Consider the following 15616-nt stretch of genomic DNA (forward strand, 5'->3'; position numbering starts at 1 on the left):
GATCAAATTAGAAATATGAGCTTAGCAGATGCTGAAGAAATAGCAGAAGAAGCATTGAGTTATGAGACTGCTGAAGAAGTTAGTGAATTTTTAACAGAGATATAAGTTTTATAATCCCACAGAATTCTGTGGGATTTATTTATTAATGATTTCTGACTTATTGTTCACATCAGAATTTGACAAAAAATATTTTATTGAGTATAATTAAAAAATGTAACTAGGAAGTAATACTTTTGCTTCTACTAAATATTATTAAAGTAGGGTATACATAATATAAAGGTAACTTAGAATTTACATTGCGTATTTAGAATTTAGTAGTTTAAAATAAATATAAGTCATTTTATTTTTTTTGTTTCTTTGGGTGACTTATGTTTGTGTTGCATAGTTATAAATTGAAATTTATAAATATAAGAGGAGTTGAGCAGAGATTATGAGAAAAAAACATTTATTAATGATGGTAGCTGTCTTATTATTAGCTGTTTTAGTTGTAGGATGTGGTGGCCAACAGGCTAGCCAAGAGAAAGAGCAAGATAAACAACAGCAGCAAGAACAGGCAGCAGAAGAAGTTTCTGAAGAAGATAAGTTTGGAGGGACATTGGTTTATGGTCGAGGTAGTGATTCTGTTAAATTAGACCCTGCTGATGTTACTGACGGAGAATCTATGAAGGTTACTAAACAAATTTATGATAGTTTAGTAAAGTATGAACGTGGGGGAACAGCAGTCAAACCAAGTTTAGCTAAATCCTGGGAAACTTCTCAAGATGGTAAAGTTTGGACTTTTGAGTTAAGAGAAGACGTGAAATTCCATGATGGTGCTAAATTTGATGCTGAAGCTGTTAAATTTAATTTTGACCGTTGGAGAAAAGAAGATCATGAATATCATGATGGAAAATTTGTTTATTGGAGTTACATGTTTGGTGGTTTTCCTGGTATAGTTAAGGAAGTAGAAGCAGTAGATGAGTATACTGTTAAAATTACTTTAAGTAAAAAATCTGCGCCATTTTTATCTAATTTAGCTATGGCACCTTTTGCTATTGCCAGTCCTAAAGCAATTAAAAAGTATGGAGAAGATTATTTCAAACATCCAGTAGGAACAGGACCATTTAAGTTAAAAGATTGGAAAAAAGGCGATAGAGTTATTTTAACTAGAAATGATGATTATTGGGGTGGCAAGCCTTATTTAGAGAAGATAGTATTTAGAGCTATTCCTGATAATACAGCTCGTTTTATGGAATTACAGTCAGAAACTATTGATATGATGGATGGAGTTAATCCTAATAGTGTACCACAGGTTAAAGATAGTGGTAAGTTAAAATTATCTTTGCGACCAAGTATGAATGTTGGTTACTTAGCGATGAACTTTATGAAAGAACCGTTTGATAATAAATTAGTTAGAAAAGCGGTTAACCATGCGATTAATAAGGAAGAAATTATTAAAGCTTTCTACGCTGGGTTAGCAAAACCTGCTAAAAATCCATTACCTCCTGCTATTTGGGGTTATAATGAAGATGTTGATAAATATGAATATAATCCTGAAAAAGCTAAAGAACTATTAGCAGAAGCAGGTTATCCAAATGGATTTGAAACTACTTTATGGGCAATGCCTAATCCAAGACCATATATGCCGCAGCCTAAGAAGATTGCTCAAGCTATGCAGTCTAATTTAAAAGAAGTTGGGATTAAAGTTGAAATTAAATCATATGACTGGGGTACTTATTTAGAAAAGACAGAAAATGGTGAACATGATATGGCCTTATTAGGTTGGACAGGTGATAATGGTGACCCAGATAACTTCTTATATGTATTATTAGATAAAGATAATGCTGTTAAAGGAAGTGCTGGTAACATTGCTTTCTATAAGAGCGATAAGCTACATGAATTATTAATTGATGCGCAAAAGACAATGGATAAAGAGAAAAGAACTGAAATTTACAAAGAGGCACAAGAGGTTATTCATGAAGATGCACCATGGGTACCTATGGCGCATTCAACACCACCGATTGCTTTAAAGAATGAAGTAATGAATTATAAACCTAGTCCACTAGGAATTGAAAAGTTAGATAAAGTTTGGGTTAAATAAAAAAACAGAGAAGAGTAAACAGAAAAAGAAAATAAAGATAAAAAATAAATTTAAGTTTAAATTAAGAAATATTGAAGTAATTATAACCAGAGGGACCAGTTCTGAGTTTCTGGAACTGGTTCTTCTTATTCAAAGTCATATTTCAGTCAAAACGACTAATTAAATGAAAAGAAATGAGGAGTGAGTAGATGTTAAATTATATTCTAAGAAGGCTACTTCTGCTGATTCCAACTCTAATTGGAGTATCAATCTTGGTATTTTTAATGATTCATTTAATTCCAGGAGATCCAGCTAGTGTGATGTTAGGAGAAAGAGCAACAGAATCAGAAATTAATAGATTAAGAGAAGAGATGGGACTTAATGACCCTTTGCATGTGCAATATTTTAGATTTGTAAAGAGGTTAGCCTCGGGTGATTTAGGAGAATCAATTATGAGCAGTAACCCGGTGTCCGATGAATTATCGAGACGTTATCCTGCTACAATTGAGTTATCTCTATTTGCTTTAACTTTTGCCGTTTTAGTTGGAGTTCCAGCAGGTATAATTTCGGCGACTAAGCAGTATTCTATTTTTGATTACTTAAGTATGTCAGGGGCTTTAGTAGGAGTTTCAATGCCTATATTTTGGTTAGGGCTAATGATGATTTGGATTTTTGCCTTTAAATTAGGTTGGTTTCCGCCATCGGCAAGATTAAGTGTAGGTGTTGAGCTAAAAGAGATTACTAATTTTTATGTTATAGATAGTATTATAACAGGTAACTGGACAGCCTTAAAAGATGTTTTATGGCATCTAATGCTGCCGGGGATTTCATTAGGGACTATTCCAATGGCTATTATTGCTCGAATGACCAGATCTAGTATGTTAGAAGTATTAAATAAAGATTATATTAAGACTGCTTATGCTAAAGGGCTAAAGGAAAAGGTGGTTGTTTATAAACATGCTCTTCGTAATGCTTTGATTCCAATTATTACTGTAATTGGACTGCAGTTTGGAATTCTATTAGGAGGAGCAATGATGACTGAGACTATTTTTTCTTGGCCAGGGGTAGGAAAATATACTTACGATGCTATTATGGCTCGTGATTTTCCAGTAGTACAGGCAGCAGTATTAATTTTGGCAACTACATTTGTTTTTGTTAATTTAGTAGTTGATATTTTATATTCTGTAATTGATCCTAAGATTCGTTATGATTAATGCTAATAGAAGAAATAGATATTGTAATAGTGAATCTGTGATGAATTGTAAGAGAGGAGGAGAGTAATGGCGCAGATGAATATGGGACAAACTGAAGCAGAAGGAAATTCTGATACTAAAGAGTCAAGTTTGTGGAAAGAAGCTTGGAAACGACTGCTTAAAAATAGAATTGCTATGTTAGGTCTAGCAATTATTTCTATATTATTAGTAGTAGCTATTTTTGCTCCTGTATTAGCTCCTTATGATCCGTTGAAGACTAATGTTATTCAAAGATTAAAAGCTCCTTCATTTAGTCATTGGCTAGGAACTGATGATTTAGGAAGAGATATTTTAAGTAGAATAATTTATGGTTCTCGAATTTCAATTCAAGTGGGAGTTATTTCAGTTAGTTTAGCTTTAGTTTTAGGAGTTACATTAGGTGTTTTAGCTGGTTATTATGGTGGATGGATTGATAGCTTAGTAATGAGATTAATAGATATTATGCTAGCTTTTCCTAGTATTTTGCTGGCAATAGTAATTATGGCTATATTAGGTCCGCAGTTAAGTAATGCTATGATTGCGATTGGTTTTGTAAATTTACCGCGTTTTGCCAGAATTGTGAGGTCCTCTGTCTTATCAGTTAAAGAAGAGGAATATGTTTCTGCAGCGCAGTCTTTAGGTTCAAGTGATTTTAGAATTATTACTAAACATATATTACCTAATTGCTTAGCTCCGTTAACAGTACAGTCTACTTTGAGCATAGCAACAGCAATTTTAGAAGCAGCAGGATTGAGTTTCTTAGGTTTAGGTGCTCAGCCACCTACTCCTGAATGGGGAGCAATGTTAAGTTCAGGTAGGTCAGCAATTCAAGTAGCACCTTGGGTAGTAGCTTTTCCTGGCTTAGCAATTATGATTACTGTATTAGGTTTTAATTTATTTGGTGATGGGTTAAGGGATGCCTTAGACCCTAAAATGAAAGATTAAATATTAGGGATAAATTAAAAGATAAGAGAAAAGATAAAAAAGAAAAGATAAGTAGTTAGTAGGAGTAGTAGAATAGTTGTGGAGGTAGAAAGATGAGTAGTAGAGAAGTTAAGGAGTGTAATTTGTATGAATTGACTAAGAAGGAACGCGTTATTTATTTGGCCCAGGAAGATCCTTTTTTAAAGGTGGAAAAGATAGCTCAATTAGCTGAAACTACCTCTCATTATGTGAGAACGGTTCTTTCTGAAGCTGATTTATCTTTAACTAAATTAAGAGAAAATTATGCTCGGAAAAAAGTTAGTTCTTCAGAGGAAAATAAATTAGTATTTGAAGTTTTAGAGCTATCAGAACTTGGGAATATTAATTATGAAGTACAAGAAAATCTCATTTTGAATCAAAGTTATGAATTTGTTAAGCAAGGGTCAAAACAAATAGCAGAAACTGTATTATTTAAAGAAGATGAAAGACCTTTATTTATAAGCAGTACGTTTTTTGCTAGCAAGTTAGCAATTACAGAAATAAAACAATTAAAAAAGGTTGAGAATGTTAGATTTTCTGCTGTAGAGCTTGAAGTAGAAAAAGGTCGTCAGCAGTTATTACAGATTTTAAATTCTAAACCGGGGAGTTATTTGCTAACTCTAAAGAAAAAACTCTATTTTTCTGATCAACTGCAGGGAATTAATGTTGTTTATTTTCCTGTTAATCAGATAAAACTAAATTTTAATAATTCACTTCAGCAGATTAAAGTTTTAAAAAAATAGATTAATTAATGTACATTATAATATTCTAAACAAGGAGGAATAAATTTAATGTTTAAGAAACTAGGAATTTCTATTTTGATTTTGACATTAATGGTATTTTTTGTAGTTGGTTGTGGTGGTAATCAACAGTCCCAACCAGAGAAGCAAGAACAGGGACAAAAGCAAGCAGAAAAAGAAAATTATACTACCGAAGACAAAATGGGTGGTACTTTTTATGGGAGATTAGGTGCTAATCCGCCTGATTTAGATCCTGCTCATTCGACTGATACTACTTCTAGTAGAGTAGTGAGAAATGTTTTTGATGGATTAGTTAAGTATAATGAAGATCTAGAAGTTCAACCAGCAATTGCAAAAGATTGGGAATCTTCCGAGAATGGTACAGAATGGATTTTCCATTTAAGAGAGGGAGTTAAGTTCCATAATGGACGAGAAGTAAAAGCATCTGATGTTGTTTATTCTTTCAGTAGATTATTAGATCCTGAAACAAAATCTGAACGAGCTTGGTTATTTGAAAATGTTGTAGGTGCTAAAGCTTTTCAGAATGGTGAAGCTGATAGTGTTAAAGGATTAAAAGCAGTTGATGAATATACTGTAAAGATTTCTTTAAAAGAGCCATTTGCACCATTCCTATCTATGCTATGTATGGAAAATGCGTCTATTGTACCTAAAGAAGTAATCGCTGAAAAAGGTGATGGATTTGGACAGCATCCAGTTGGAGCAGGTCCATTTGAATTTAAGAGTTGGAAACAAGATAGTAAACTTGTGTTAGAGAAGAATGAAGATTATTATGAAGATAATAGACCTTATTTAGATAAAGTTGTGTACAGAATTATTGTGGAAGGGACTTCTGCTTTCCCAGAGTATGAACAAGGTAATATTTATGAATTTGATGCTGATATTCCTGATGGACAGATGGAACGAGTTATGGATTCTGAAGGTGAATTTGCAAACGAGTATCGACAAATAGATAGATTAGGAACTTATTATTTAGCAATTAATAATCAAAAAGAACCATTTAATAATAAAAAAGTTCGTAAAGCAATGAATTATGCTGTGAATAAAGAAGTAATTGCTAAGGTAGTTAGGAATGGAACAGTAAATCCTGCTAACGGAATTCTTCCGCCGGGAATGCCAGGTTATAATTCTGACTTAAAAGGATATCCTTATAATATTGAAAAGGCAAAAGAACTATTGAAAGAAGCTGGATATCCAGATGGTTTACCAGGGGAATATAAAATCATTTATAATACAAGTAAGCAGCACCAAAGAAATCTTGAAGCTGTACAGAGAAATCTGAAACAAATTGGTATTAATGTTAAGTTAGTCAATATGGACTGGGGTACAGTTTTATCTAAAGCTGATAAAGGAAGCTTTACTCTAATGAGAATGGGTTGGATTGCTGATTATCCTGATCCAGATAACTTCTTGCACGTATTATTCCATTCTAAGAATGCAGGAGCTGGTGGTAACTATGCATTCTATAAGAATGAAGATATTGATAAGAAATTAGAAAAAGCAAGAAAGATGGACCGTGGAGAAGAAAGACTTGATTTGTATCAAGAAATTGAAAAAGAACTGATAAATGATGCTCCATGGGTTCCTATTTATTATTATTCCACACCTGTTTTAGTCCAGTCATTTGTTCATGATTATGTATTTACTGGTCAGACACCATTACCTTTGACAGATGTATGGGTTGAGCCAGGTCATAAAACAAAATAAACAATCTAGATTTTAAAGCAGCTAACTGTATATACAGTTAGCTGCTTTTCTATTTTTTGAGTTTATTTAATTTAAATGTATAAGAATATCATAAGTTAGGTATAATAAGTTGTGAAAATGAACAAAGGGGTGATAAGAGATGGGACTAGAAGAATTGACTAAAAAAGAACAGATTATTAATTTTGCTCGTCACGATCCTTTTCTAAAAATTAGTGATATTGCTGAAAATGTAGATACAACTCCTCGTTATGTAAGAACAATTTTATCCGAGGCTAATATATCATTAATGGAATTGAGAGAGAAGTATGCTCGCAATATGGAACAGCGTTTAGCTGGGGAAAGATCTGATTTGCAGCAAGCAACGATTAGATTATTAGAAAAAGATAAAGATTTTGAAGCAGGAGAAATTAGTATTAAGCAGATCGATGATTTAGAATTTAATGATTTAGTGCGCACTAAGCCACAGGAAAAGTTATATAAAATAATCCAAGAGAAATTGGTAGATAATCATGTTTATGGATGGCAAGAAATTATTACTTATTTAAGTTCTGATATTAATCAAGAACGTTTAAATCATTTGAATTCACTTTATGAACTGTTTGGTGATAAAGGTATCAATAATGTTAAATTTAGAAATAATATAATTCAAGTGGAAGAAGCTAATCCAATTTTGGAGAGCAGATTAGACTTTACTGGAGAACAGAATTTAGTAATGAAGAGTCAGCGAATAATTCTAATTGATAAATTACCAATTGGTATAGAAAATCACTATTTTGATGCAAATAGTATTAAACTTATTTTTCCAGGAGAATTAGTAGTTTAAAATTGACTTTTGAAATTAATGTGATATAATTATAAAAGTAAATTGCCGAGGTGGCGGAACTGGCAGACGCGTAGCGTTGAGGGCGCTATGGGCATTTGTCCCGTGTGGGTTCAAATCCCACTCTCGGCACCAATTATTAAATATAATTTTATTAAAATTCAATATATTATTTTAAAGCATACTCTGAACTTAGGGTATGCTTTTTTATTTTTTTGAGTGCTTTGTTTATTTTTTGTACTTATTGTTGAAGAACAACGAAGTCAAATTAACGATTGATTTAATTACATTTTTTGGGTATAATTACATTAGTTAGAATATAATTATATAGTATCAAGCTTTGAAAGGAGAGATTAAAAAAATGGTTTTAAAAATGTTAAAGAAAGCATTTAGTGGTAAAAAGACTTGTGCAGAGGAGTTAGGAGAAGAATTAGCAGATTTGCTTTTTAATCTAAATTCTGAAGCAAAAATCCTAGATGCAGTGGCAAAAGACTATGGAAATGATTTTGCTAAGAATTTAGATTTACTTTTAGCATGTAGCCATTTATTTAGTTATAAATTAGTCATTAGAATAAATGATATTAGAATAAATTCAAAGTTATTAGAGGAAATTTATGATAATTTTTCTGTTTTAGTTTCTGAACAAAGATTAAAAGAACATAAGATAGATGTTGCTAAATTAGAAGAAAAAGTTGAAAATTTAGCTTTTGCTTATCAAAAGAACTTTGCTGCTAAAAAGAATGTGGAGATAAGCAAAGTAATAGAACTGTTATGTGCAGAATTAAAGGAAGAAATTGATTTAAATTTAAAAAAGGATTTAAGTAATTTTTTACTGCAAAACATTACAATTATTCAAGACTTTTTAGTTGATAAATCTCTTTATTTGCGAGCTAAATATTAAATTTAATAGTTTTTATTAATCCTCTTTCTTGATTCAATATAAGAGGGTTTTTATTTTTTGAAAGATAATTATGCGGGCCTTGTATGGAGAATATATTCTAGGCGAATGGGTAGAATATACGCAAAATAAGTTTGCAATTGTAATAAGAAAACCTTTTTGAGGTAATAAAAAATCAGGCATTGGTCGTGAAGGATTGAAATACAGTATTGATGAGTTGACTAAAATTAATACTGTGATCTTTAATGAGAAATAATTAATTACAAAGATAATTTTAATATTTGCCAGAAATAAGTTATAATATATTAGAGGGAAAATAAGAAAATTCTTATTTTCTCCTCTAATATTTTTATTTACAAGAGGGAGTGGGATAAGATGGAGGATAAAGATTTATTAGTTTGTGAAGAATACTGCCCTAATTTAAAGAGAATAGAAGAAGTTAAATCAGAAGAGCTAACTGACGATGTAATTGAAAGATTAGCAGATACTTTTAAAGTGCTTAGTGATCCAACGCGAATTAAAATACTTAATGCGTTAGCCAATAAAGAGTTATGTGTCTGTGATATTTCTGAATTATTGGATATGAGTCAATCAGCTATTTCTCATCAACTTCGTAAGTTAAGAGATTTAAAATTAGTTAAACATAGAAAAGAAGGACGAACTGTTTATTATTCTTTAGACGATTACCATATCTTTCAATTGTTTAGTCAAGGTTTGGCTCATGTTTTAGAAGATAAAAAATAACTTTTGACAATAGCAGTTTTTTTACATATAATATATATGACCAATCATTCATATATTTTTTAAGTAATGTATGAACAAGTGCTCATACATTAGCAGGAGGGATAACAAATGGAAGCTAGTAATGTAAAAAAGGAGACACTAATTTTTGAAGAATTACAATGTGCTAATTGTGCTAACAAAATTGAAGCTGAGGTAGAGGAATTATCAGAAGTTAAGTCAGCTAAAATGAATTTTAGTATGAAAAGATTAGAAATAGAGGCAACTGGTGATTTAGAAAGATTGGTGCAGGATATCTCTGAAATTGCCCATGATATTGAACCGGGAACAATTGTAAAACGGAAAAATAATCAGAGTAATAAACGAGAATTAAAATTAGAGGGTTTATCCTGTGCTAATTGTGCTAATAAAATTGAGGATAATGTTAAGCAATTAGCGAATGTAGAACAGGCTCATTTGAATTTTAGTTCTAAAAAATTAACCGTAAAAGTAGAAGAAGAAGGTTTAAGTGAGAAAATAATAGCTGAGACTAAAGAAATAATTAATGATTTGGAACCAGATGTAATAGTTAAGGAAGAAACAGAAGAAGCACTGCATGAAGATACAAGTGCCTTCAATGATACGATGAAAAAAGAAAGTGGCAGATTATTAAGTGGGGCTTTATTTTTTGCCTTAGCTTTACTTTTAGATTTGAGTTTTACTGGGGAATTAATGCTATATGGAATGGCTTATTTAATAGTTGGTTATAAAGTGTTAACTAAAGCTGTTAAGGACATGTTTAAAGGACAATTGTTTGATGAGAACTTCTTGATGACAATAGCTACTATAGGAGCTTTTGCTATCGGGGAGTTTCCAGAAGGAGTAGCAGTAATGCTGTTTTATGAAGTAGGAGAATTATTTCAAGATTTAGCTGTTAATCGCTCTCGAAATTCTATTCAAAAGTTGATGGATATTAGACCAGACATAGCCAATTTAAAAGAAGATGGAGAGTTGCGGCAAGTAGACCCTAATCAACTACAGATAGGAGATACTATTGTAGTTAAAGCTGGAGAAAAAGTTCCAGTAGATGGTCAAGTTATTGATGGCGAAGCAATGGTCGATACTGCGGCTTTAACTGGGGAATCAGTACCCCGAAAAGTAGAAGAAGGAGAAGAAATATTAAGTGGTTCGATTAACCAGGATGGACTATTGACTGTCAGAGTAGAAAAAGAGTTTAAAGATTCTACTGTAAGTAAAATTCTAGATTTAGTAGAAAATGCTGCTAGCGAAAAGGCACCGACCGAAAACTTTATTACTAAATTTGCTCGTTATTATACTCCAGCAGTTGTGTTTGGGGCTTTAGGTTTAGCCTTTATACCTCCACTATTAATTTCAGGTGCTGTTTTGAGTGATTGGATTTATCGAGCATTGATCTTCTTAGTTGTTTCCTGTCCTTGTGCTTTAGTAGTATCGATTCCATTAGGATTTTTCGGTGGAATTGGCTCTGCATCTAAAAAAGGAATTTTAATTAAAGGTGGCAATTATTTAGAGGCTCTTAATGAATTAGATACAGTTGTTTTTGATAAAACAGGTACTTTAACTGAGGGAGTATTTGATGTACAAACTGTAGTTCCTGCAACAGGATGGACTGAGGAAGAATTATTAGAGGCAGCAGCTGTAGTGGAATATAATTCTAATCACCCGATTGCCCAGTCGATTTTAGAAGCCTATCAAGGACCTGCAATTGAACAGAAAACTATTTCAGATTATCAAGAAATAGCCGGCAAGGGTCTTAGTGCTCGTAGTGATGAGCAAGAAATTCTAGCAGGGAATCATAAATTAATGGAAGCAAATGGCATAAATTATCAAGCAGCAGATGAGGTAGGGACTATAATTTATATTGCTGTAGATGGTAATTATGCTGGTTATATTGCAATTGATGACAAAATTAAGTCAGACAGTAAGTCAGCTTTACAGAATTTAAAAGATTTAGGAATAGAAAGAGTAGTTATGCTGACAGGAGATAACGAACAAGTTGCTCAGAGAGTAGCAGAAGAATTAGGTGTCGATAACTATTACGCTGGACTATTACCTGATGAAAAAGTAGATAAGATGGAAGAAATTTTAGAGGAGAATCAAGATGGAAAATCAGCCTTTGTAGGAGATGGTATCAACGATGCACCCGTTTTAGCTAGGTCAGATATTGGAGTTGCAATGGGCGGTTTAGGTTCAGATGCAGCAATTGAAGCAGCAGATATTGTATTGATGAAAGATAAACCTTCTAATTTGACTGAGGCCGTTAAGGTAGCCCATTTCACGCGCAAAATTGTATGGCAAAATATAGTTTTGGCCCTGGGAGTCAAAGGTTTAGTATTATTATTAGGTGCCTTTGGAATGGCTACAATGTGGGAAGCAGTTTTTGCTGATGTTGGTGTGGCTTTATTAGCTGTTTTAAATGCAATTAGAATTATAAAAAAATAGTTACTTCTAAAGCTCAGGTGAAAACCTGAGCTTTTTTAATTTTTTATAATGTTTTTTTCAGTAAAATAAAGGATTTTTAATTAAAAGTATTTAATAATTAACAATATATGCTATTAGAATTAAACTTTATGGAGGGGAAATAGTGAAGAAATTAGGAGTGTTTTTGCTGGTTTTATTGTTGTTTTTGGCTATAGGTTGTAAGATGGAACGAATTGATAAAAAAGTGAAGCAAACAAAAGGTGAGCTGATAGTTAAAGTAATAGATAAAACAGGAAGTGAAATAAAAGATGTTCAAGTTAATTTGGAAGGAATAGGTGTTAAAAAAAGCAATGAAGAAGGATTAGTTAAATTTAATGATTTGCAGAGTAAAAGCTATCGTTTAACAGTATATAAAGAACCGTTTCCGATTGAAACTAAAACGATTTCTTTAGAAAAACAAAGTTCAATAATAAGTGTTCGATTAAAAGGTGTAGCAGAGAATAGTGAGCAGACTATGATTGTTAAGCAAAATGAATATATAGATATCGATGACCACAAAGTTAAATTTTTGTTTAAAACTAATAAAGACAATCAAGTTAATTTTTATTTGGGTCAAGCTAAAGATGATTTAAAAAAGGTAAAATCAAAAAGATATTATAATGATGGCTTAATTGTTAAAAACTTAGAACCTAATCAGACTTATTATTATCAAATAGAATCAATTAATCAACAAGCTAATAACAAAAGTACTACCAAAGTATTATCATTTGAAAAATTGGGTAATACTAATAATTGGAAAGCCGCTGAATGGGCTAAAGATGCTGTGTTTTATGAAGTCTTTGTACGTAGTTTTTATGATGCTAACGGTGATGGCATAGGTGATTTTGCTGGATTAAAAGAAAAAATTCCTTATTTTAAAAAGCTAGGGATAGATGCTATATGGTTGATGCCAATTAATCAATCTCCTACTTATCATGCTTATGATGTTAAAAATTATTATAAAACTGATTCTGATTATGGTAGCAGAGAAGAGTTTATAGATTTTTTAAAAGCGGCCCATAAGAATGATTTGAAGGTGATTATGGATTTAGTAGTTAATCATACTGCTGATGATCATAAATGGTTTCAAGAAGCTAAAAAAGATCCAGAAAATGCGTTTAGGGATTATTATATTTGGCGTAATATGTTTGATGATGTAAATGAAAAAGGACCATGGGACCAAAAAGTTTGGCATAAGCACTTTACAGATGAATATTATTATGCAACGTTTTGGAATCAGATGCCGGATTTAAATTTCCGTAATCCTAAAGTAAGGCAGGAAATGAAAAAACGAGCTAAATTTTGGTTAGATCCTAACGGAGATGGTGATTTTTCTGATGGAGTAGATGGTTTTAGATTGGATGCAGCTTTACACATTGATGATAAGGATCCTCAAGTAACACATAATTGGTGGCAAGAATTTAATACTGCAGTTAAAGCCGTGAATCCTAATGCTTTTTTAGTTGGAGAAAACTGGACTAATACTCAAACAATGGCTAAGTTTTATCAAGATTTAGATGCATCTTTTAACTTTACTTTAGCAGATCAAATAATTAGTTTTGTACAGGAAAAATATTATAAAAGTACTGATATTTTAGCTAAAACGAAAGATATTCATCAAACATATAATATGTATTCTAACAACTATATTGATGCTACTTTCTTAAGAAATCATGATCAAAATAGAGTAGCGTCTGTATTAAAAGGGAATAAAGAACAAATAAAATTAGCCGCTTCAGTATTATTTACTTTACCAGGAACACCATTTGTTTATTACGGTGAAGAATTGGGACAACATGGTAAGAAACCAGATCCGAATATTCGTGAACCATTTGATTGGTATCAAGATGCTAAAGGATCAGGAATGACTACTATGAATAAAGGTGGTTTTCATGAGCCAATGAAATATACTAAAGCTAATGATGGTATTTCATTGGCTGAACAGCAGGATAAAGAAGGAAGTATTTTTGAACACTATCAAGAATTAATTAAGATTAGACAAGAGAATCCGATTTTATTTGATGGAGAATATAACAAGATTGAAACTTCTGACAAAATTTATGGATATAAAGTTAGTAGCAAAGAAGTAAATTATAATTTATTTGTAATTCATAATAAATCTAAACAAAATAATATAGTAACATTATCTAATGAGATGAATGGTCTTTTAACAAATGAGATTTATCAGGCAGGAGAAGTAGTAATTAAACCATATGGTACATTAATTTTAAAGACCGAGAAAGAAAGCTTATAATTAAGCGTTTAGCTGTTGTAATTAGCTTTAAGCTAAAAAAGGAAATAAAGCGGGGCTCATTTGAGCCCCGCTTTATTATATAAAAAGTCATATTTTGTTTTGTGAATTTTAGATTTTGATTTTATGGTTTTAACTGAGAACTAAAAGCTAATAGTTAAATAAATGTTTTAGCTAATTTTTTAGCAAAATCAGAATCTGTTTTCTTCATCATCCATTGTTCTGCTACTCTTTTATTAAGCAAAGAAATAGTTGGGAATGAATGTTGAGTCATCATTAAGTCGAACATTTTAATATCATGTTGAATTGCTAAAACCCATTCATGGATTAGTTCACTAGCTGCTTCTCCTACGATAGTAGCACCGAAAATTTTGCCTTTGCTATTAGTAATTACTTTAACAAAACCTTCAGTTTTACCATCAGCAATTGTACGTCCATAATCCTCATAGTCCTCTTTAATTATTTGATAATCAATTCCCTTTTCTTGTGCTTCTTGTTCAGTCAATCCTGCTTGTGCAACCTCTGGTTTAGTGAATACAGACCAAGGAACTACATAATCATCCCGTTTGAACTTTTTAAATGGAAGAGGATTAATAGCGTTCATTAAGGCAATCATTCCTTGATGCATAGCAGCATGAGAGAATAAAGATTGTCCATTACAGTCGCCAACAGCATAAATTCCATTCACGTTTGTTTCCATTTTTTGATTTACTTCAATACCTTGTTTATCATAATTAACTCCAGCATTATCTAATTTTAGTGGTTCTAGAACTGGTTTCCTTCCTGTAGCGACTAGTATTTTATCAGAAGAAAAACATCCTTTATCGGTATGAGTATAGATTGTGCCATCTCTTTGTTCGATTTTTTCGATACTAGTATCATTATAGACTGAGATTCCTTCAGCAGTAAAAGCTTCTTCTAATACTTGCCCTGCTTCTTTATCACCGGCTGGAATTAGATGGTCATCAATTTGGATTACATTAATTTCAGAACCTAAACGTGAGAATGCTTGAGCCATTTCAGAACCGATTGCACCACCACCAATGATTGTTAACTCATCTGGAACTTCATCTTGTTCAAATAAATTTAAATTAGTAAGTCGCGGTACATCTTCAATGCCTGGAATTGGTGGAACAAAAGGTTCAGTTCCAGTAGCAATGAATATATTATCACTTGTATATTTATTGCCACCAACTTGTACTGTATTTTCATCAACGAATTCAGCATTACCTTCATTTAAAATTAGGTCAGCTTTTTCAAATGCCTTCATAGTTTTGCTGCCACTTATTTGGTCTAGTTTATTTTGAACTATTTCTAATGGATTATTAACTTCAGTTTTTCCCTGGAAGTCAATACCATATTTTTCTAAGTTATCTGTTACATCATGCATTTCTCCTGCTTTTAATAATGCTTTACTAGGAATACATCCGTAATTTAAACATTCGCCTCCAACTTTATGTTTTTCAATTGCTAAAACGTCTAATTCCATATTAGAAGCCATAGCAGTGACTGCCATACCGGCAGGTCCCATTCCAATTACAATTAAATCATATTCTTTCATTATAAATTCCCCCTCGAAGGTTAAAACAAATTTATTTATACAATTATATTAGCATATTACGATATTATGATATAATATTTTTAAAAAAATTTCAAGTCTAATTATCTTTTTTAACACTTTAAAAGCATTTTTTTAATAAAATAATTAA

The 15616-nt window shown here is 31.8% G+C and carries 11 protein-coding genes and 1 tRNA gene; 11 read left to right on the plus strand and 1 reads right to left on the minus strand.

All coding sequences use genetic code 11. The annotated features are described in order from the left end of the window. Positions 1 to 430 precede the first annotated feature (430 nt). The 11 genes from JOC47_RS14265 to JOC47_RS14315 all read left to right on the plus strand — a co-directional run bounded on the left by JOC47_RS14265 (position 431) and on the right by JOC47_RS14315 (position 13910). Complete coding sequence (locus JOC47_RS14265; protein WP_204703011.1) at positions 431 to 2080, plus strand: ABC transporter substrate-binding protein; 1650 nt, start codon at positions 431 to 433, stop codon at positions 2078 to 2080. 188 nt (positions 2081 to 2268) lie between these two features. Next, positions 2269 to 3273 (plus strand): ABC transporter permease, encoded by a 1005-nt coding sequence (locus tag JOC47_RS14270; RefSeq protein ID WP_204703013.1) that lies wholly within the window; start codon positions 2269 to 2271, stop codon positions 3271 to 3273. Positions 3274 to 3348: 75 nt separating this feature from the next. Then, entirely contained in the window at positions 3349 to 4236 is an 888-nt protein-coding gene (gene nikC / locus JOC47_RS14275; RefSeq protein ID WP_275579439.1) for a nickel transporter permease, read from the plus strand. 92 nt (positions 4237 to 4328) lie between these two features. Beyond that, positions 4329 to 4997 (plus strand): hypothetical protein, encoded by a 669-nt coding sequence (locus tag JOC47_RS14280; protein ID WP_204703015.1) that lies wholly within the window; start codon positions 4329 to 4331, stop codon positions 4995 to 4997. A gap of 48 nt (positions 4998 to 5045) precedes the next feature. After that, positions 5046 to 6719: an ABC transporter substrate-binding protein gene (locus JOC47_RS14285; protein WP_204703016.1), complete on the plus strand. Its 1674-nt coding sequence runs from the start codon at positions 5046 to 5048 to the stop codon at positions 6717 to 6719. A gap of 139 nt (positions 6720 to 6858) precedes the next feature. Next, complete coding sequence (locus JOC47_RS14290) at positions 6859 to 7542, plus strand: GntR family transcriptional regulator (protein ID WP_204703017.1); 684 nt, start codon at positions 6859 to 6861, stop codon at positions 7540 to 7542. A gap of 44 nt (positions 7543 to 7586) precedes the next feature. Continuing rightward, positions 7587 to 7674: transfer RNA gene (locus JOC47_RS14295), tRNA-Leu, on the plus strand. Between the two features lie 226 nt (positions 7675 to 7900). Further along, a complete protein-coding gene (locus tag JOC47_RS14300) occupies positions 7901 to 8440 on the plus strand; it encodes a hypothetical protein (RefSeq protein ID WP_204703018.1) in 540 nt (179 codons plus the stop codon). Between the two features lie 372 nt (positions 8441 to 8812). Further along, entirely contained in the window at positions 8813 to 9181 is a 369-nt protein-coding gene (locus JOC47_RS14305; RefSeq protein WP_204703019.1) for an ArsR/SmtB family transcription factor, read from the plus strand. 108 nt (positions 9182 to 9289) lie between these two features. Beyond that, a complete protein-coding gene (locus JOC47_RS14310; RefSeq protein WP_204703021.1) occupies positions 9290 to 11638 on the plus strand; it encodes a heavy metal translocating P-type ATPase in 2349 nt (782 codons plus the stop codon). Positions 11639 to 11780: 142 nt separating this feature from the next. Further along, positions 11781 to 13910 (plus strand): alpha-amylase family glycosyl hydrolase, encoded by a 2130-nt coding sequence (locus JOC47_RS14315; protein ID WP_338035360.1) that lies wholly within the window; start codon positions 11781 to 11783, stop codon positions 13908 to 13910. Positions 13911 to 14064: 154 nt separating this feature from the next. On the opposite strand, the gene JOC47_RS14320 is transcribed toward JOC47_RS14315, so the two are convergent. Continuing rightward, a complete protein-coding gene (locus JOC47_RS14320; protein WP_204703023.1) occupies positions 14065 to 15468 on the minus strand; it encodes a dihydrolipoyl dehydrogenase family protein in 1404 nt (467 codons plus the stop codon). Between the last annotated feature and the right edge of the window lie 148 nt (positions 15469 to 15616).

Source organism: Halanaerobacter jeridensis (assembly GCF_016908315.1).
Taxonomy (GTDB): domain Bacteria; phylum Bacillota; class Halanaerobiia; order Halobacteroidales; family Halobacteroidaceae; genus Halanaerobacter; species Halanaerobacter jeridensis.

What these genes read in the sequence shown, in the direction of transcription:
- JOC47_RS14270 (WP_204703013.1), top strand. Translation starts at nt 2,269, where the DNA reads ATGTTAAATTATATTCTAAGAAGGCTACTTCTGCTGATTCCAACTCTA.
- JOC47_RS14305 (WP_204703019.1), top strand. Translation starts at nt 8,813, where the DNA reads ATGGAGGATAAAGATTTATTAGTTTGTGAAGAATACTGCCCTAATTTA.
- JOC47_RS14310 (WP_204703021.1), top strand. Translation starts at nt 9,290, where the DNA reads ATGGAAGCTAGTAATGTAAAAAAGGAGACACTAATTTTTGAAGAATTA.
- JOC47_RS14290 (WP_204703017.1), top strand. Translation starts at nt 6,859, where the DNA reads ATGGGACTAGAAGAATTGACTAAAAAAGAACAGATTATTAATTTTGCT.
- nikC (WP_275579439.1), top strand. Translation starts at nt 3,349, where the DNA reads ATGAATATGGGACAAACTGAAGCAGAAGGAAATTCTGATACTAAAGAG.
- JOC47_RS14300 (WP_204703018.1), top strand. Translation starts at nt 7,901, where the DNA reads ATGGTTTTAAAAATGTTAAAGAAAGCATTTAGTGGTAAAAAGACTTGT.
- JOC47_RS14280 (WP_204703015.1), top strand. Translation starts at nt 4,329, where the DNA reads ATGAGTAGTAGAGAAGTTAAGGAGTGTAATTTGTATGAATTGACTAAG.
- JOC47_RS14265 (WP_204703011.1), top strand. Translation starts at nt 431, where the DNA reads ATGAGAAAAAAACATTTATTAATGATGGTAGCTGTCTTATTATTAGCT.
- JOC47_RS14320 (WP_204703023.1), bottom strand. Translation starts at nt 15,468, where the DNA reads ATGAAAGAATATGATTTAATTGTAATTGGAATGGGACCTGCCGGTATG.
- JOC47_RS14285 (WP_204703016.1), top strand. Translation starts at nt 5,046, where the DNA reads ATGTTTAAGAAACTAGGAATTTCTATTTTGATTTTGACATTAATGGTA.